This is a genomic window from Chryseobacterium sp. MMO-72, from assembly GCF_037146035.1.
GTDB lineage: Bacteria > Bacteroidota > Bacteroidia > Flavobacteriales > Weeksellaceae > Chryseobacterium > Chryseobacterium indicum.
The window spans coordinates 64,036-84,316 of the sequence record NZ_JBBCWG010000005.1; the positions used below are offsets into that span (position 1 = coordinate 64,036).

At 35.4% G+C, this 20,281-nt stretch carries 10 protein-coding genes; all 10 read right to left on the minus strand.

The window, feature by feature from the left end; all coding sequences use genetic code 11:
* Nucleotides 1-217 precede the first annotated feature (217 nt).
* On the minus strand, nt 218-1,060 hold the full coding sequence (locus WFH39_RS08995) for a YoaK family protein (RefSeq protein ID WP_336689635.1): 843 nt from the start codon (nt 1,058-1,060) through the stop codon (nt 218-220).
* A 28-nt stretch (nt 1,061-1,088) separates the two neighbouring features.
* Nucleotides 1,089-1,583: a hypothetical protein gene (locus WFH39_RS09000; protein WP_336689636.1), complete on the minus strand. Its 495-nt coding sequence runs from the start codon at nt 1,581-1,583 to the stop codon at nt 1,089-1,091.
* 177 nt (nt 1,584-1,760) lie between these two features.
* Nucleotides 1,761-3,170: a sensor histidine kinase gene (locus WFH39_RS09005; RefSeq protein WP_336689637.1), complete on the minus strand. Its 1,410-nt coding sequence runs from the start codon at nt 3,168-3,170 to the stop codon at nt 1,761-1,763.
* A 2-nt stretch (nt 3,171-3,172) separates the two neighbouring features.
* Entirely contained in the window at nt 3,173-3,880 is a 708-nt protein-coding gene (locus WFH39_RS09010; RefSeq protein WP_336689638.1) for a response regulator transcription factor, read from the minus strand.
* A 109-nt stretch (nt 3,881-3,989) separates the two neighbouring features.
* A complete protein-coding gene (locus WFH39_RS09015; RefSeq protein WP_336689639.1) occupies nt 3,990-5,627 on the minus strand; it encodes an SWIM zinc finger family protein in 1,638 nt (545 codons plus the stop codon).
* Between the two features lie 3 nt (nt 5,628-5,630).
* Nucleotides 5,631-8,960, minus strand: a complete 3,330-nt coding sequence (locus WFH39_RS09020) for a WGR domain-containing protein (protein WP_336689640.1) — start codon at nt 8,958-8,960, stop codon at nt 5,631-5,633.
* A gap of 45 nt (nt 8,961-9,005) precedes the next feature.
* Nucleotides 9,006-10,520, minus strand: a complete 1,515-nt coding sequence (locus WFH39_RS09025; protein ID WP_336689641.1) for a retron St85 family RNA-directed DNA polymerase — start codon at nt 10,518-10,520, stop codon at nt 9,006-9,008.
* Nucleotides 10,521-11,014: 494 nt separating this feature from the next.
* On the minus strand, nt 11,015-12,796 hold the full coding sequence (locus WFH39_RS09030) for a cytochrome-c peroxidase (protein ID WP_336689642.1): 1,782 nt from the start codon (nt 12,794-12,796) through the stop codon (nt 11,015-11,017).
* A gap of 81 nt (nt 12,797-12,877) precedes the next feature.
* Nucleotides 12,878-14,338, minus strand: a complete 1,461-nt coding sequence (locus WFH39_RS09035) for an alkaline phosphatase PhoX (RefSeq protein ID WP_336689643.1) — start codon at nt 14,336-14,338, stop codon at nt 12,878-12,880.
* A 222-nt stretch (nt 14,339-14,560) separates the two neighbouring features.
* Nucleotides 14,561-20,257 carry an alpha-2-macroglobulin family protein gene (locus tag WFH39_RS09040; RefSeq protein ID WP_336689644.1) on the minus strand — a complete coding sequence of 1,899 codons (5,697 nt, stop codon included), beginning with the start codon at nt 20,255-20,257 and terminating at the stop codon, nt 14,561-14,563.
* Nucleotides 20,258-20,281: the final 24 nt, after the last annotated feature.

Consider the following 20,281-nt stretch of genomic DNA (forward strand, 5'->3'; position numbering starts at 1 on the left):
TCAGACAAATTGTCTCGTTATCGGGGTTTTCCTAAAAACACAATCCCCCAATTGCGTTATACAATTAGAGGATTGATTCACAGCTAGTTTACACAAAATTAATACTGATATTTATATCTCTTATTTAACATTGTCTGTTTAATCCGGCAAAGCTTTACAAAAAGTATTCAGAATGTTATCAAGAATTTTGATCTTTTATGCTAAGCTTCTGCCCATTTTATTCATCAAATACAAGCTTCCTTTTCTTGTCTCTCTTCTGCCCTTTAATCACCGGAATTCCGTGGATTTTATCATAAAAATACGCCATCAGATTCGGCTTTTTATAAATTTTGCTGTACCGGTATTTCGTATTGAAATGTCTGATATGAATTTTGTACGCATCATAACCAATCACCACCAACAAACAGAGACTGATTACATAAAACACCCTGAACTCAAGATAATAATAGGTTAAACCTGAAAAAACCGCACCCAAAACATAGGAAACCATGATGCTCATCAACAGTTTCGCTCTTGCTACCAGTTCGCCGTTTTTTCTGAATTTTTTCTGCGTAAACATGGAGAATAAAATCCCGAGATCGGTGGTTGTTCCTGTAAGGTGAGTGGTTTTTACCGAGAAATTAGAAATACTTGCTGTTAAACCATTCTGCAGACCCGTTGCAAAAAGCATTAGAGCGACCAGATATTCTGTTTCTTCCAGCGTTTTCCGGTAATAAAACTGTCCGTAGATTCCCACAAACAGTAAACAGGCAATTTCAAGAACCAATGGCATTGCATGGGCGAAATATTTACTTTTCTGATTGAATGTAATCACAATAAAATTCGACACAAATCCCCCGAAAAAGAACAGGAAGATCCACATTCCCACCACCGCAACCTGCGACCAGTTTGCCTTGCTGATTTCTGCCGCAAGAATAGCATAATGCCCCGTTACATTGGAGGTAAAAGAGAGAAATATCAACAGGGAAGCAATGTTTATAGTACCTGCCGTAAAGGCAGTCAGCGTTCCTAATCTGATGTTGTCTCCCAACGTTCTGCTGTTACTATAATTCCTTAGCATTTTTCTAAATTTTTAAAGTTCTTCGGTATTAAGCTTCCACAAAGATTTCCGCCAGTCTTCCTTTTTCCGGAAGGCTTTTGCGAACTTCAACTGAAATTTCCTGAGATTTCAGTTCTTTACATTTTTTGATGTAAGGAATAAGATCGAACTTACCATTTCCTTTGCTTTTAATAGAAGAAGAATAGTATGCTTCTTTAATATTCTCTGCTTTCACATAATTATTGAATGTTCTCTGGAAACTGCCGGTGAAAATATCGCACACAATTTTATTGATTAAATGAGGATATTTATTTTTGATAATTTCATAGGCATCACAAAATTCCTGTGGTCTGATTTTATTGAAAATGGTACTTTTCGTATTGAAGAGAAGATCTCTGATGGAATCTCCCATATCATACCCCGAAACCAAAAGAATGTTATATTGATTCTGGTCTTCCGAAGCGTCTTTTTCTCTCATTACTTTTTTCAGAATGTTCAAAGATTCAAGAGAATAATCGGTGGCTATTAAAATCGTCTTGTTCATATTAATGAGATTTAGATTTGTATTTATTCTTTTTTGATATTACAAAACTAAAACGACCAGATTAGAACGTCTTTGGAACGGAATTAAAATGTGATTAAAGAGATTAAAATACGATTAGAATCTGTTAAAAAGAATTAACAGTTTAAATGAAAAAGAGTGAAATGAACGATGATTATATTAGATCTCTTTACCGTCTGTCTGCATACTGTAGAAGTTCGGGAACCGCAACTGAACAGTAGTTCCCTGATTTTCGTGCGAGCTTACGAGTAATTCTCCACGATGTATTCTCACGATATTTCTTGCCAACGGAAGTCCGATTCCGTAGCCTTCATAATTTTTGGTATTGGAAGCCCTGAAAAAAGGATCGTAAATTTTATTCATTTCCTGTTCGGGAATTCCGATACCGCTGTCTTTTACAATAATGTAGACATCCGAATCCGTTGCTCCCAATGAAACTTTAACCTGCTGAAAATTAGAATATTTACAGCCATTCTGAATAATATTCGCAACCGCAAGATGCAGCAGCTGTTCATTGCCCTGAACTTTCAGTTTTTTAGGATTATCCGGCAACATACTGATATCAAGATAGATATTATTTCTTGAATCTATTCTTCGGAGGGTTTCAATGACATCCCAAAGCAACTGATCGATCCGCACTTTATCCATTTTCTGGATTTTGCCGTCAAATCCGGTCTGTGCGATCATCAACAGAGCCTTGATTTTTTTGTCTAATTTTTCGGCTTCATTCAGAATGATCCCTAAAGTTTCCTTATACTCTTCGTTGGTTCTGGAAATCGAAAGTGCAACATCTGCTTCCCCCATAATCGACGTTAACGGCGTTCTCAGTTCGTGGGAAACATTTCCGATCAGGTGATTCTGGGTTTCAAAAGAGGTTTCGATACGGTTCAGCATTCCGTTGAAAGTGTCAATGAGTTCGTTTAATTCTTTATTATCGGGTTGCGGTTCCAGACGCAAATGCAGATTTTCGGAACTGATTTCCTTTACTTTGCCGGTAATTTTAAGGATCGGTTTAAATAACGTTTTCGATAAATAAAAAGAAAAGATCATACTGAAAAAGAGCGAAAGAACGATACAGGTAATGAGGGTTCTTTTTAAAAAACCGAGATAGTAAACCACATAATGGTTTTTGGCGGATGCGATGGCAATATAATTTTTATCATCATGCTTAAAAGTCTGCCCGATGTAGTAAAATTCTTTGTCATTAAAATTCGCCTCGCCTTTTTTTACAATGCTTTTAAAAAAATAGTCCGGAATATGAACTTCATCTGAAATTTTCTTAAAGTTTGAATCTGCCGGAATTGCAAAAACATAATCCCGCTCCATCGGAAGCTCTTCATCGTTTAATCCGTTCAGAATATAATTTTCCGGAAGATCCAGATTGTCTTTGCCTTTTTCGATCTGAATAATGGTGGTGGTACGGATTTTCAGCAGTTCATAAAATCTCTGATGTGAAAAGTTGACAATTGAAAAATACACCAATCCACTGAACAGCAATATGATGGCAGTAAAAACCAACATCAGAAGCACCATTGTTTTGGTCTGATTTGTGACAACTTTATTAAACATCTTTAAGATTTTTTCAGAACATACCCCATTCCTATCACCGTATGAATCAGCTTATTATCTTCCTGATGATCAAGCTTCTTACGCAAATAATTCACATAAACATCTACAACATTGGTTCCCAGTTCATAATTCACGCCCCAAACCGCTTCTAGAACTTCTGTTCTTGAAATGACTTTTTCAGGATTGTTTAAAAAATACAAAAGCAGCTTGTATTCTGTGGAAGTAAGTGAAATTTCTTCGCCTGCGCGCGTCACTTTCTTGGTATAATCATTTAAAACCAAATCTGAAAACTGATACACATATTCATTATCTTCTTCATCTTCAGTAATTTCATTATGATTTCCACTATTGCTTCTTCTTAATAAAGATTTAATTCTCGCAACGAGTTCTATGAATTTAAACGGTTTTACCAGATAATCGTCTCCTCCGCTTTCCAAGCCCAAAACAATATTCTCTGAAGTTCCCAAAGCGGTTAAGAAGAGAATCGGAACATTCTGATTGGTTTTCCGGATTTCTTTGCAGACTTCCAAACCGTTCATTTCCGGCAGCATAATATCGAGTATGACCAGATCAAAATCATTCGACTGCACCAATTGTACTCCGGTTTTACCGTCAAAAGCCACAGAAACTTCGTATCCGCTTTCCTGCAGCCCTTTTTTGATAAAGGACACCACACTGGTTTCATCTTCGATAAGGATTATTCTTTTCATTGAAATTTGGAATTAGACAAAAATAGGGAAAAGATGGGAAATGAATAAAGGAGGAAATTTAAAAATAAAAAATCCTCCTTTATCAAATTCTTAAAAATATTATGCTCTATTATTTTCTGTTAATCATCATCCTTGAAGCCAGAATATGTTCGCAGGGTCCGTGTCTCAAACCGTTTGCTCTGTAAAAACCGCATTGGCAGGTTCCGTCGGTCAGTCGTTGGTCTTTATCAATAAAAGCTTCCGTTTGATACGTGACATAGGTTTCCTGAATGATTCCCTGAATTTTAAGAATATCATTTTCCGCGCTGTAACTTATTTTCACTTTATCTTCTGCGATCAGTTGGGTAGCTTTTTCTTCCTGCGGACTGGAGAACCGCAACTGTTTCATATCCAAAGGATCCTGAGTGAGCTCGCGAACCCTGTATAAGCCGAGATTAAGATCATAAATCACTTTTCCTGCCTGTGTATAAGATGTCAGTGAAGAAGAAATTGTTGCCGTATCAAGATTTAATTTTTTTGAAAGTTCGGAAGGAGTTCCAAACCACGTTTCTTTTAATGTGCTAAAAACTTTTTCCTGAGTAAGCAGATCCACATTTCCTCTCGGTGCCATAAGATCAAAATTTCCTGCTCTGCTCCAGTCATTTGTCGTCCATCCTGAAAGTCCCAAAGTGAAGGCCATATCTCCCAAATCTGCAATATAAAACGAAGGCAATCCGTTTCCTAATAAGACCACTCTGAAATTTTTAGCAATCGGGATTAGTCTTTCCAGAATAAGCAATCTTCTTCTTCCCCAAATTCTGATGGTTTTACTTTCTGGTCCCGTATAAATTGAACGGTGAAACGTTAGAGTTTCGTACCACGGTTCGAAAACCGCCTGAACAGGTTTTCCGGGTTCAAGGATAAAACGCAATGCTCTCGGTCCTTTTTTTTCTTTAAATCTTCTTAAAAACTGACAGATACTGAAAATATCCATCGGATGAAGATCAAAAGCCGTCGCGGGTAAAGTCATAGCTGAACTTACCTGTAAAAATCCTCTGACCCAGGAATCCGGCAAATCTATCTTCTCTTCTTTGTACACTTCTTCATTGGTGGTAAGTGCTTCAAAACCTGAAGGATCAATTTTGAATTCCGTATCTTTATAATCTCTTATTTTTTGGAATTCATTATAAAGCGCAGCCGAGTAATCGATATTGGTGGTTCCGCATTTAAACTCGTTAATCTCTGTGAAAACATTATAACTGCTGCTCAGTTTTCCGTAAGTGGATTCGTCCTGACTGAAACATTCAAAGAAAACTTCATCGGGATGAACCGTGATAACAGGATCCAGAACAAACCAAGCATCTTTGTCTTTTTGGTACAGATAATCAAAATAATCTCTTTTGGCTGTATTGAAAGGACCTAAAACTCTGTTCTTTTCTTTATATACCAAATCCAGCTCTCCTCTTACCTCTGCCATTCTTTTCCGGATCTCCTCCACCTGAAATTCAGCCATGTAATCGCTCAGCCAGAGCTTTTCCTGCTCAGAAACCCATTCTTTGTATTCTGCTCTGTCTTTCGGTTTAAAACGAAGATCAGAAACCACCACATCATGCAGTGCAGAGATGGCTTCCCGAAACGGGATCTTTTTATTCAGCTTTCCTACAAAAAATGTGGGATCTCTCTGCAGATCCGGCGAAAAGCTCATTTGTGTGCTCGTTGCGGAATTGGTAACGGCAGTATCTTTGTGAAATTTATAATCGAATAACATGGCTTAAGAGATTAATTGAAGATGAACATTAAGCTGAGGATAAATCATTTTCAGTTCGGAAATGATGTCAATACATTTTGCTTTATCCTGAACAGCGCTGGTTGCCGACAAATCGTCCAGAATTTTGCTTACGGTTTCGGCAGATTCTTTATTCTTTCGCCCTTCTTTTTCCAGAAAACTCAAAATTCTGTTTTTGGCTGTACGGGATTTATTAACCCTTGAAAGCACAGATCTAAAGTAAAACTCCAACTCTTTAAGCTTTTCCGGTTTATCACTTGCATATTCTTCAAGATAAGAGGTTACAAAAAGCTGCATATTCTGGCTTGGATGTTGACTGAGTTTTGTAAGGTACTCCAATCCGTGTTCTTTTCTGAAAAATTTCATGATAAGGTTTTTACCGAAATTTTCCACATCAGAACGTACAGAATCTGCGATTCCTACCAAGCAATCTGTATCCCAGTCTTCGTCTGTAAATTCAGTACTGAAGAAATGAAAGGCAAATTCGCGGGTGTCGTCCCATTTTGCATCCAAAATGCCAAGTGCATGATTACGGTCGGATTTTATTCTTTCAATATTGTTTTTATAAAAATTCCATGCCCATTGTCTCACCGCTAAAAATTCATGATTGGCGAGAGCAATAACCTGTTTTAAAGTAAATTTGCTGTTCTCTTCTACTTTTTTAAGTAATTCAAAACTGAAGAGCTGATTTTTCACACTGTCCGCAAACAATAATCTGAGAATCCACTTTACCGGAATTTTATTAATATATTCTGATGCTGTTTTTTCAAGATACTCTCTAAATAACTGATGAGAATTTTCAAATCTCTGTTCTTTCATCAGGAGATTAAACAGCATTTCAAACGTTTCCATCTGAGCTTCAGACTGAGAATCCAGTCGGTCGTTTTGTGAAAAAATACATTCCACAACTTCTTTATATTCAGAAGAAAGCAAGGTGAGAAGTTCCTGCCAGTTTTTTGTGATTTCTTCTTTCGGATACTGTGCTAAAAGACTGATTCCGTTTTGTCTGATGGACTCATTAGTGTTATTCAGCAATAGTTCAATAATTGAAACAGGGATTTCTGTTACAGAATATTTTTTAGACTTCGAAAGGAGGATTTCACTTGCCAAAAATCTGTTATTGTTTAGAGGAGAAGTCAATAACTGGGCAACAATCTCCCAACTGATCTCGGAAAAATTATCCAAAGCCGTTATTTTAAGCTTTTTTGTTGCAGACTCTGCTATTGCATTATTCTGATCTGTATTTTCCATAGAAAGCAGGTCTATAATTACTTTTCCAAGCAAAGTTTTCTGTCTTTCTTCTGATAAAGAGGCCTTTTGGAGCAGATTATTGATAAATTCATTAGATTCTTTTCGGGAATTCATGATTAAATGCATCATAAAATCTGTGGACGCCAGAAAATATCCCGTATTATTTTCAATCGCTGTTTTTGCCCAATTTCTTGCTTCTTCGGTTTCGCACACCAAAAGTTTTGCAACAAAAATTTCGTTTCTTTTCAGCTCCTCCTGTTTTTCAGATAATACTTCCAAGGCTAACTTCTGAGGATATTCGGAAGATTTATTAAGCAGTGAAACCATCATTTCAGGATCTATTTTTTGCAGCAGGTTTCGATATTCTGAATGAACAGAAACATTTTCATAGGCAAATTTCATTACCAGGTTCATTTTTGCCTGCATGAGAAGCTGAATGTAAGCTTCCGGCATCTCATCCCAAAATTCAGGATAAAGCTCTAGTCTTGCCGGATTTTCATCAGACTTCATAACATTTTCCTCCTGTTTTAGGGAAGGTGTTTGCTTTTCTTTATTTGAACCAAAAATATTCTTAAACGTATTGATGATCTGATGTAAAGATCCAGATTGTTTGTCATCCGAAGCGGTTTCAGATGTTCCTGAATTTTCCTGCTCCACTTTGTTGATCTTATTTGCCTGATAATAATATTCCGTGCTCCAGAATTCTTCTTTTTTGATGTAGAATTCAAGATTTGAATCCATTTTGCGATTCTTATCTCTTCCGAAAAGTATGATTGTAAGAAGTGGAGAACGGTAACATTCCGGAGATTCCACAACGGTATAATAATATCTTCGTTCCTTCCAGTTATAAGTTCCATAATGACTTAAAGGGCTTTTTCGAGCCGGAAGATAACTGTCATCGGTATATTGGATAAGAGCATTAACAGCAAATCTCAGATATTCTCTTCCTTTGTTCTGCTCTCCCAGTTCTTTTAAATAATAAAAACTGTTTTTCTGAAAATAAAGCTTGGTGAAATTTGAAAATGCAATTCTGCTTTCTTCACTGGAAAGCTCTTTTCTTACATTCACAGAAGTTCCGATCTGATAAAAATACTGGTTCTGATTCCATGCTTCTTTATCCAGACTGGCTGTTCTTTTGAACATCGGAGATTTTTTTTCAAATAAATAGGAAAGCATTCCTAAAATCTGCGCATCATCCCGAAAACGAGCCAGTTTATAAATTGCCCGAATATTTCTGAAGTACGGTGACGCGAAAGGAATTTTCCATATTAATTCTTCCAGCAAAATGCCCAAAGAAGGGTATGCTTTTGATAAGAGGTAAAGATAAACCAATTCGTCCGTTTTCTCTTTTTTCTTAAATTTTTCGAAATAATACTGCTTTAAATCATCATAATTTCCCTGATCAATAAAATCTTTTATTTCTGAAGGCAGACTATCCAGTAATTCTGAAACAATTTTTTCTAAGCCTGAAGCGTCACTTATTGATAAAAGTGCATCAAAAGTAACATTTCTGATGTACTTTTTGTGTCTGGAACTTCGTGCAATACTGTAAAGAAGTTCCGAAGCCTGAGTAATTTTTAAGGTTCTGATGGCAAAAACAGAAGCATACAATTGCATTTCACTGCCCTTTGTTGCCAGTTTTAATATATAAGGAACGGCTTCATTGATTTTCATCTGAGCCGCTTTCCAGATAACACGGGAGGTTTTCCATTCGGTTTTAAAAGAATTAATCCCTTGCGTCGCATCTTCCAGACGTTTTAAAATAACGCCTTCCACCGAATTGACATTCAGTGCATCCAATGAAGGAAGCTCTACAAAAACTTCGATTTCAGACTGATAGCCTTTATTTCTTTTTTCTTTTTCGAGCTGATCAAAAATATTTTCTGCTTTTTCTCTGGAAACGAAAGTGGGCGTTTTGCTGCCTTCCTTTAATGCAGCGCCGCGTCTTCCGTAACGGAAATTGACGATGAATGCTTCGGGATTTACTTCACAAAGGTCTATTTCGTAAACTTTATCTGATTTTCCTTCGTGGAAAAAAAGTTTGGTCTGTTTAATGATTTTCATCTATCTTATAAATTAAGATGTTGATATTTATGTGTTTGGCTCAGATTAGAAGATATTCCACCAATCTGTTTTTTCCTCTTTTGATGTAACTCCATCTTGTTCCGTTTCTAAAACTTCAGCCAGTTCTATAACTTCCGGTATCACTTTTTGGGTTTCAACAAAAGGAATCCCGTGTTTTGCCACGATTGTTTTTAATTTTTCTTTAAAAACTGATGCTTTGGCGGGATTTACCATATTAACGAAATTAATATATCCTTCAATAGCATTGATAAGATGATACGCTTTCCCCCACGTTTGGTTTTGCCATCCATTGATTTCAATATTATGCAGAAGAGCCCTGAATTTTCTAAGCTTTGTACGTTCTACATTCAGCTTTTCATTAACTACAATTCCTGTTACTTTTTGCTGATGCTTATTTCTCATTACATGAAGCTTATCTGGATGAATTGTAAAATTTTCATCTTCAATAATCTGCTTTACAAAGTATAAAAGCTTATTAATATTCTGTTCTGAATCCAGACCAGCAGAAAAGGTAAGATCGTCCGCGTAACGTGTATATGTAAATCCGAATTTTTTAGCCAGTCCCTCTAATCTTTTATCCAATTTGTAGGCGATAATATTACTTATGGCAGGACTTGCCGGAGAACCCTGAGGTAGAAACCGCTCTCCTTTCTGAACAAAATACTTAACCTCATCCAGCAAAACCTCTTCCGCATGAGCCTGCGTACAGACTAATGCAAAGACAGTTGACAACTGTTCCGAATATCCGAATTTTGAAAACAGACCTTTTACCCTTTTATAGCATATAGAAGGAAAAAAATCCTTCAGATCAATATTAATTACAATATCTTTCCCAAGATGGGGCTGCGCATTGGTAACTATAGATTTTTTAGCTGTGAAGCCATGAACAACATCACCTACCGGTATTTTATTTAAAATATTTTCTAAAATCCATTGCTGAAATAATTTCAAATTTGTTTTGGGAGCAGATATTTTTCTTTTTCCTCCCGATTTTTTTGAAATTTCAAACGTATGATAATGCGATTTTTGAGAAACGTTTCTGTTAAAAGCAAGATATCTGATCTGAGAAAGACTAAATCCCGACTTATGACTAAAATCTAATATATTTTCGAAAACAGGAAGTGAAAACTGATGCAGTTTTTCTGTATGAGACTGCATTTGATGAAGCCCTTTGGAAACATTTTCACCTAGATAGATAATCTGCTCCTGCTGTAATTCTTTCCAGCGATCAGATTTTTCCTGACGTTTTTTTTCGTTTTTCTGCTTGGTTACTTCCCTTTTAGCTTTTGCTTCCTGCATCCGCTTTTTACGCATTTCGCGAAGCATAGCTTCCTGATTGCCATATTTCCGGTCTTTCGCAAGTAGTTCCTGCAGTTCTTTTTGTAAAACGACCTCTTTTTGGATAAGCTGCTCAGGCAAGGAGGGCGTAGAAGTTTCCTGCCAGAATCCAAGCCTTTTCATTTCTTCTAAAATATAGCTGTCTTTGGAAGAAGCTTTTATACGGTCATAAATTTGTTGCCTGCTCAAGTTTTGTGACATGGTTGTGTTTTTTATAAATAAAAAGCCCTATCGTTTATAGGGCTTGTTTGGATAAACCTTCGTATTTTCCAAGGACTATATCTATCAACTCCCAGAAAATGGTACTAGTGGGTACCTTTATTTTCCCGGAAAATGAACTGAAAAGGTACCCACTAGTACCATTTTCCCCATTAAAGATAGTATGTAGTGCCGTAAGCTAAGCAATTTTACAGTGATGACGAAACATCATCATTTCTTAAAAAAAGAAAAGCAAGGATCTATCTTTTTCAAATATATTAAAAATTACAGTTTCACCAAATATTATCTGCAAAATTTTATTTTTTCCGGAGCATCTTAATGATTTAAAAAAATCGAGAAGCAGAATATCATAATTCAAAGAAAAAATAAAAACCCGTCCGTAAAATTAATTACAGATGGTTTTAGTTCGTCATACAGCACTTGAACCCTTGCCAAGAGATACATGATATTAGATAAAAGAATTTAAACGCATTACTCTATTTTTTTTCATCAGATAATGTTCTTAAAAAACTTATGATGTCCTGCTTTTCTTTTTCAGTTAATTTCAAATTTTCAAAAGGCAAAGTCTGATATTTCAGCTTCATTCCAATACCATTTCCGCCACCTAATCTGTAAAATTCTATCACTTCTTCCAATGTTTTATATACTCCATTGTGCATGTAAGGTGACGTTTTTTCAACATTTCTTACGGTTGGAGTTTTAAAAGAAAATTGGAGTTGTTCAATTTTATTTAATCCATATCTCCCTTCGTCATCATCAATAGCCGCATTTTTCCATGCGATATTTTCCGGAACACCGATAACTTCAGATTCGGAGTTGTTAAACCAGGGTGGAACAGTTCCGTTATAAACAGGAATAAAATGACAGGTTGCACATTTGGCTTTACCGGCAAATAAATTAAATCCGTTTTCTTCGCTTTCCGTAAGTGTTGCTTTGCCTGAAAAATATCGATCTATTTTGGCACTAAAAGGCATTAAACTTCTCACATAAGAAGCAATAGCATTTCTAATTTCATAGGGCGTTATTTCTTTTTTATCGGGAAAGGCTTTTGTAAATAACTGAACTAAATTTTTGTTCGTTGTAATTTTATCTTTAATTTCTTTTGGAGAAAGATTAAACTCATCCGGGTTTTTCATGACACTTTCAATTTGGTTTTCCAAATCTTGCGAACGCATATCATAAAAAAATGATTTTTGAAATGATGAATATAGCAATGTTGGTGAATTCCGCCTGATGTTATTGCTATGAATATTAACTACCGAGGTCTTTTTGCCGTCTGTAAAAGCATATTCCGCATTATGACAGGTTGCGCAGCTCATTTTATTGTTTCGTGATAAATTCACATCATTAAACAATATTTTTCCCAATGCTGTTTTTTCCACAGTTGATTTTGATGCTGCATATGGGGAAAATGCATCAGGATTGAGTTTTTTTCCCTGCATTAAATCGGATAAATGGCCATAAAATACTTTATTGTCTTTGAAATGTGGAGTCTGTTCAATAATAGTTTTAAATTCACGTTCAAAAGCAACACTCATAGGCATTAAATGATTTTTTATAAATTCCAGTCTGTTAAAAGTATTAAAGTCATTGTTCTTATTAATGTATTGCTCCGCTTTTTCAAAGGATTCAATTAAACGGGGATTTATTTCCTGTTTATTGGTTTCACAATACAAAGTATAAAACTCTTCTATTCCTTTAATGCCATCTTTGGCTTCATTCATAGAATTAAATGCTACGGGAGAATCAAAACCTGTGACTCCCAAGGTTGCAATTCTAATGATTTGATGTTGCATCAATTCGTAAAAATGATGATTCTGAATGGGTAAATCTTTAAAACTCTGATGAACAAATTTTAAATCTGTCTTTAAAATATTAATCTGCTTTTTTAGTTCGTTTCTGTTTGTGGGATCATTGAAAATTATTTCTTCTATTACCTGAAAACCCGCTGCATCGTTTACAATATTATCATCTGTTTTGATTTCTGGTAGAGCGGGACCGTTTATTCTTCTTGAAAGACCTTGAAAATAGTACTCTACAAAGGGTTCTATTTCTTTGTATTCTTTCCTTGCTTTTTTAAAGTTTAAAATGAGTTCTTTTTGACTTCTCGTGCCTTCCAATTCTGTTAAAGTATTACTTAGTGTATCTATCTTTTTTAAAACAGTTGTTCTTAATTTGTTCTCAAAAGTCTGGTGTCCTTTATCTGTACATGAAAAAACAGTAGCTAAAAATAGCAGTATAATTATTGTTCTAAGCATTGTTTTACTTTTGTTAGTATAAATAAAAAACTTTCGCTCAATTTAAATAAGCGAAAGTTTTTCTAAAAAATAAATGATATTTTATCTGGGTACATTTTTCAGGATAAGCGTTTGTCCTCCGGCTTTATAAGGCTGAACTGAAATCGCTTTACTAGGATTTAAAAATTTATCTCCTTCTACCCAAGAGTGTGCATGTACATTGATGGTAAACGTGCCGGGAACTCCTACTACATCAGAAATATCAACCATGGCACCGTGTTCCCAAAGACCATATTTGGTATCACTTGCCGGATTATACTTAGTTCCTAACATATCCGCATCTCTGTGTCTCATATCCATGAATACTTTTTTGGTTCCTGTTGCAATATTATACTGCCATATCAATGAATTATGCGTTGCTTCCGGCCAATAAGAGTCTCCATCTTCCTGAATATATACATAATTCTCTGTAACACACAGGTTATCCGGATTAATAATATCAGTACCTTTTACGTTAGCTCCGGAAGGTGAAACATCCCCGTTCGCAATAATTTTTAGCGTTCCTTTAAGTGGATCATTGGCATCCAGTTTTAACTGATACACTCTTCCCATATATGTTTTCTCGGTAGAACCACTTACACCGGTAGCTGTGAAATAAATCTCTCTGTTGTTAGTAGCTGAACCTTTTCGGTAATCCAAATCTTCCACACGGGCAAACTGTATCGATTTAAGACTTGAATTTAGGTTTTCAATTTCAGTACCTGTTAAGTTTTTGGCATTGGGTACCTCTACAAACTCTACAGGGTAATTGTTATTCCATGTCATTGAAGTTTCAATCTGGTTCAAATCTGTTCTTCTTAAAACATATAACTTACCATTATCCAAGTCTCCGACTGTGTTGGAAACATATAAGTAAACCTGTCCGTTGGAAGCATCTTCGCCAACAATAACCACCGTTTTTCCGGGGTAAGCATTTTTCGTTAGAGGGACATAGTTCTCAGCACTCATTTTTCCCATAGCTGGCTTCGTTCTTGTATTGTTTGATGGCATTGCGGCAGCTAAAGGATCAATTGCATGGCACATTGCATTCACATTAGACTCACCTGCCGTTAAAAACATTGGACCAAAACCATGAATTTCCGGAGTAGCCATAGAAGCAGAACAAAGTCTGAATCCACCACCATCAGAATTTACAATATATTCACCTTTGGTAATGTTTAGTTTTTTGTCTAAATACAATCTGGATACCGCCCACGTATTTTCGTGATTAGTCACCATTATGTAACCACTTCCATCTGGATTTTTAATGAAACCCTGACCGTCAGGAGCTCCACCATAAACCATATTTCCGGAATTTGGAATAACATCTTCACTACTTACCAAAGTGTAAACCCCTACTCCTGAAAAATCAGATCCCATTTTAACAAAAGACGGAGTAACCGACCGGTTTTTGAATTCTATTGTTTCGTCAGGAGATGTTGTGTTATCATCATCTTTACAAGCAAAAAAAACAGAGGCTGCAACAGATGAAGCTAATAAAACCAATACTGTACTTTTTCTCATCATAATTTCAGTTTAATTATTTTTGACAAAAGTATTGCTCGGTTATAAATTGAATATTAAAGTAATATCAATATATTATTACTAATGCTCCGAAAAATTATTTCATAATCAAGGATCTGTTTAAACAGGTTTTATAATAAATGTCTCAATTGTTAAAAATCTGAGCAGAACAAAAACACCTTTTAAAATATCATTTTTACCGTTTTATCATTTGTAAACAAATCATTCCGAAATCATCACATTACTTCCTTTCGTATGCGCATTCATCTGTGGCGCGTAATAATTCTGGATCGTGGTAATTCCGTTTGAGAATATTCCGGATGCATTGGCAACGTAATCGTACTCAAAAACATATTTCCCTTTCGGCATCTGTTCAATATAGAAATTCGTGGAAGAATCTTTGGTCGACTGATAATAGCCCAAACCATTCTTCCACTGATACCCTGAAAGTACATCCAAAGGCTCAAATCCTGCTGCTCTCATGTCTTTGATGTGGATGAATTCCATCGGTCGGTCAGTATTTAAAATCATTCGTACCGTCACTTTATCGCCCACTTTTAACGGAGTTTCAGAAGTGATTTTCTGCAATTCTTCCCCATTTACCGTTTTTATTTTTCTGTACAGTTCTTTGGTTATGGACAGGTAATTTTCAGAGGATTTGATCTTATCCAGATCTTCGTAATATTGCCAGAACAAACCTCCCTGAACAATTCCTGCACCCGGTTTTGTGATGGTAACGGTGGCTAAATTTTTATCCAAAATATCAGATTTTACCGTAGATTTTATATAACCCGTTGCCTGAGTTTGCGGCTGAAGCTCTTTTCCGCCCCAAATAATGGTTGCTTTATCACTTTCCGCGGTCGTCCATGATTTTCCTGAATTTAAAATCGTAAAAATAACTTCTGAAGTTCCTCTTGAGTTCCCCCATGAATTCACTTCTTTCTGAGTAATCAGCCAGATTTTCAAATCTTCAATGAATTTCTGATCGTTGGGTTTTAATTTGTTAAATGCTTCCAATGCTCCTGCATGATTCACCACTTTCGAGCTGAACCAGCCCCAGTCATCAAGATTCTGTTTCCAGTACGCGCCCTGCGTTTTTGAATCTACGGAAGTTTCTTTTAAATAATTTAATAATTTATCTGAAACCTCTTTTAAACCATAATCATTCATCAGTAAAGCGGCACGATGCAGTCCGAAGAAGGTAAAATCTGTAATTTTCATCGTTTTTACTTTCTGTTTTACCAAGGATTTTAAAGTGGCTCCTTTTCCTTTTAACGGATACTGCTTTTCCCAGTAATTTCGGGTGTCGAGATAGTCTAAAGTCCAGTTATTGATTACATTTTCTTTTCCCGCACTGAGCGAAGTCGAAGTGTATTTTTCAATTTCATTATCTACGTATTTGATAAGGTTCGCCACCATTTCATTCTGTTCAGAACTTTGGTAATCTTTTACGTTATCTTTCAGCCAGACATTGATTTTTCCTAAATTTTTAAGAATGTACAATGATGTGGAATATGAACTCGGATAACCTTTATACCACGAAAATCCTCCATCCGGATTCTGTAGTTTCTCTAAATCTTCCCAATCCTGTTGAATGGAGTTTTTCATTGAATTGACATCGAACAGCAAAGCCAGTTTCGACATTTGTTCTTCTTCATTTTTGCTTTCCAGAACCCACGGTGTTTCTTCCAGAAGCAACTGTTTCAGTTCCTGATTTTTTTCAAGATTGGAATTCAATAATCCTTTATTCTGGTATTCTTCGAAAACCGTTTTCAGCTTCGGATTGGCTTTAAAGATTTCTGATGCCAAAACATCGGCAAACCATTTGTTAAAGATTACATCTGCAGAATTGTTCTGGTCATTTTTAAGGCTTGGAAGCGCAAACATAATTTCCCAGATTGGATTTGTTGTTAATTCCAGCGTGTTTGAAACATTAGAAATCGTGGTGGAAGTCGCATTTTTAAGGTTTTCGAGTTCAAAAGTTTTGGTTTCACCTTCTTTTACAAAAACAGGAACCGCATCGGTTACGAGTATTCTGTTGGGTAAAACCGCGATGGCTTTCTGTTCTCCATCGGAATATTGTCCGGCTTTTGCAACGACTTTTAAAATAATGGATGAAACATTGTTTGGAACTTTTATTTTCCATGTCAAAGCTGAATTTCCATTTTCATTCAGATCAAAGTTCTGAATGCCTGAATTTAACCCAAACTGAGACGAAATATCTTCATTGGTGAACGCATCCAGAATCTGCAAACCTGCCGAACCGTTTAATTTTTTGCTCGTTAAGTTCGATAGTTTGGACTGGAAATTCAGCTCATCCCCTTCTCTTAAAAATCTCGGGTAGTTTGGCGTTACCGAAAATTCTTTCTGCGTTACGACTTCTTTTTCCAGTGTTCCTGCTTTTGCATCTTTTGTATGCGCCAAAAACATCAGTTTCCATTTTGTCAGTGCTTCCGGAGAAGTGAATTCAAAACTTACATTGCCTTCGGAATCGGTTCTCAAATCCGGGTAGAAAAACGCGGTTTCGTTGAGGTTTTGGCGGATGGAAACTTGGGGTAAATCGCTGAGGATTTCTCCAACAAAAATTCCTCTTTCTTTTTCATCGCCTTTCGCAATTTTATAATGTAATTTTGGTCTTTCAAACTCATTCAAAACCGCATCTCCGGAATAACCAGACGATCCGCCTACAAATGTTAACCCTTCAGGAATATCTCCCTCATACCAATTGAAGCATGGCGGTTCTATTGAAAAAGATCTTACATAAGGAACCTCTTTTGAAGCAAATCTCGCACTAAGATTATATTTAACTTTGTAAGACATTACTGCATAATACGGAACATAATGCCTTTTCCATTCAAAAGTATTTATAGAAAACTGATCTAAAGATCTGTCATACATTGTTGCCAAGATTTCTGCTGTCAAGCTGAACGCAGTCGAAGCCTTTTTATTATTTTCAGTGATTTTGACTGTCCATCTTTCTTTAGATCCCGGTTCAATATTATCTCTGAAAGTTGTTGTTTCAATAATAAGAGGATTTTCGCTTTCTTTTATTTTAAGAGTAATCTCACTATGCTGTACTTCATTGTAAGCAATGATCTGAAACTGAACATTAATTTCTGAAATATTTTTATTTTTAGGAACTTCAACAATGTAGTTTAATACGCCATTTTTTAATTGTTTTATTTCAATTGTGGTGTTTCCCAGACAGTCCTGTAAAAAGATATATACCAAAGCATCCGGAATTGCAGAATATACGTAGATATTGGCTTTTTCACCCCTTAAAAATTCCTTCTTTGGATCTACAACATTCAAAAATACCCTTTCTTCTTTTAAGGAATTTTTATCCCAAACATTAAAGCGCTGAGATGTTTTGATCAACTCTTTATTCTGACTATCATAAAGTTTCAACTCATATCTCCCGACTTCTAATTTTCCTAAATCTAAATTGGCTGCCAATTGTCGGTTAGATGTTTTTGGATCATAGATTTTATCGAGAATCACTTTTTCTATTTGTATCTCTTCCTCATATTCTTCTTCATCAAAATAGTCATGCGGAAACTTGGCTATAAACTCTTCTTTAGAAAATTGTGATAAATTCTGAATTTTATCTTCAAACATCTTTCTAAAAATCCTGTCTGGCGACTTCAGTTTGGAAAGTTTTAGATGATATGGCTTTTCAACATCCTGATTATTATAATTTTTTGTTTCAATATTAATTTTTATATTTTCGTCTGTAAAAGCATCTTTAATTTCTTCGGCTTTGATGTAATAAGGAACTGAAGCCACATTTATTTCAACAGAAGCCGACTGTGTTTCTCCATTGATATCCGTAACAGACGCTTCAATTTTAAAACAGTCTACCTGAAGACCTTTTAAATATGTATTTTCTTCAAAAGTTACAGAAATCGTGAATTCTCCGTTCTCATCGGTTTCGACGTTTCCAAGTATAGAATTTTCATGACTATAATCGTTTGAATAATGACTAAAAAATTTCCAGCGGATATCATTCTCTGTAATTTCATAATTTACAACTATATTACGGAGGGGAACACCTGAAAATGATATTGCTTTTCCATTGAGTTCTAGCGTCTGTCCATATTGATATTCTCCCTTTACGGGATCAAAAGTAATCTCAAATTTTGGTCTTTTATATTCCTCTACAAGAAAAGTATGAAAACAGTCTGCTCCGTCCTCAATCATTAAAGCAAAGGTTCCGTTTAGTTTTCCTTTAGGGAGAACAAAGCTTCCATGATAAGAACCGAATTCATTGGTCGTAAATTCCTGTGTAGAAATTTCCTCTTCGTTTCCATCGGTTAAAGCTATTTTTTGTTTTAATCCTGCAACAGCCGATTCAGTTTCGTTTTCTATTTTAGTATTAATTACCTTAAAATAAACGGTCTGTCCCGGTCGGTAAATCGCACGGTCGGTAAAAATCTGCGGTATCGTTTTATTAAAAACATCTTTTTTTTGATCTTCTGAAAATTTTCTTCCCCATACATCCAGAATTTGAAAATCATTAGTTTTTGGATGATGGACAAGATATTTTCTATATGAATTATTTGCATCTGACGGAATTTTAAAAATACCTAAATCATCTGTTTTTGCATTCAGCTTTACCAAATCCTGATCTCGAAGATATTCGAAAAAAACAAGTTCCTCATGAGAAATCGGCTTTCCATTTTCACTGCTTACCAACCTGAATGATTCCGGAAAATCATTTCCATCTTTATGATGATAAATTATTTTATAATCGGATACTGTGAAAAAATAGTTTTTGACTGAATTGCTTTCAGCTAAATCTTTTGAAGAAAATTCTGCAACATATAATCCAGGAGGTAAAGGTTTAATCTCCAGAGAAGTTTTCATCTCTTCATAAATTTCACAGTGAGGAAGTGTATAATGTTCTTTTCTTATGAGTATTTTTTCAATTTCATGGTAAAGTTTTTCTTCTGAACGATAATCTTCTGTATACTTAATAAAAGATTTAAACCCTCCTTTCACTTCATAAATATTCAGAATAAAATCAGAAGTATTGCGATATTCTGCCACTATATGGATCGGCGTATTACTTTGTACCTGTTTTTCGAAATTCAGTCCCAATTCAGGGCAGGTCATTAAATCTTCTTTATATTGAATTTCCTTTAAAAACGGGGAATTGGGAAACTGTTTTTTTGCCTGATCTGCAATTTCAAGAGCTTCTCTGGATTTATCATCATTCCTGTATATTGTCATGATGTCCCGCATCATTAAAACTTTGTAATCTCCGTCAATATCAGATTTCAGAATAGTTTGCAACTGTTGCAGTTTATTCAATTCTTTATCTAACGAACAGAGATAGAGCAATTTTTCATGCATAAAATACAACTTCGAATTGCCCTCATTTTCATTAATCAATACATCATAAATTGTAAGAATCTTATTTTCATTTTCTTTCAGTTCGTTCTTCGTAAAAAAAACATCGGCTGAGAGAAAATTAATTTTTCTCATTAAATACCAGTCCTGCAAAGTTTTATAATAAGCAATATCTTCCTCATAACCTCTGAAAAGCGGACTGTATTTTTCAATTGAAATCTTTTTAAGAGATTCTTTTTTCAGGTCGTTTTTTCTGAAACTTTCGGATATATAGTTTTTAAAGTCGAGTACAGTCCATGTTTCAATTTGAGACAGATCCTGAGAATCTATATTGGTAAGATCTTCTCCTGAAAAACTTGCGTTGAAATAATCAAGAGCAAAAGTACTGACGAGAATTTCGTACAGTATTTTTTCTTCTCCTTGTAAGGACTCTCCCGAATCATGCACTTTCTGCAGAAAATGGGAAATTCTATTATTTTCGTTATCTTCAAAATAGCGAGCATAATGTATGCCTGCAAATTCATTTCTAAGAGAAATTATAAGCTGTACCACGTTGGCTTCCATCATATTATGTTTTTAATATTTTTATCG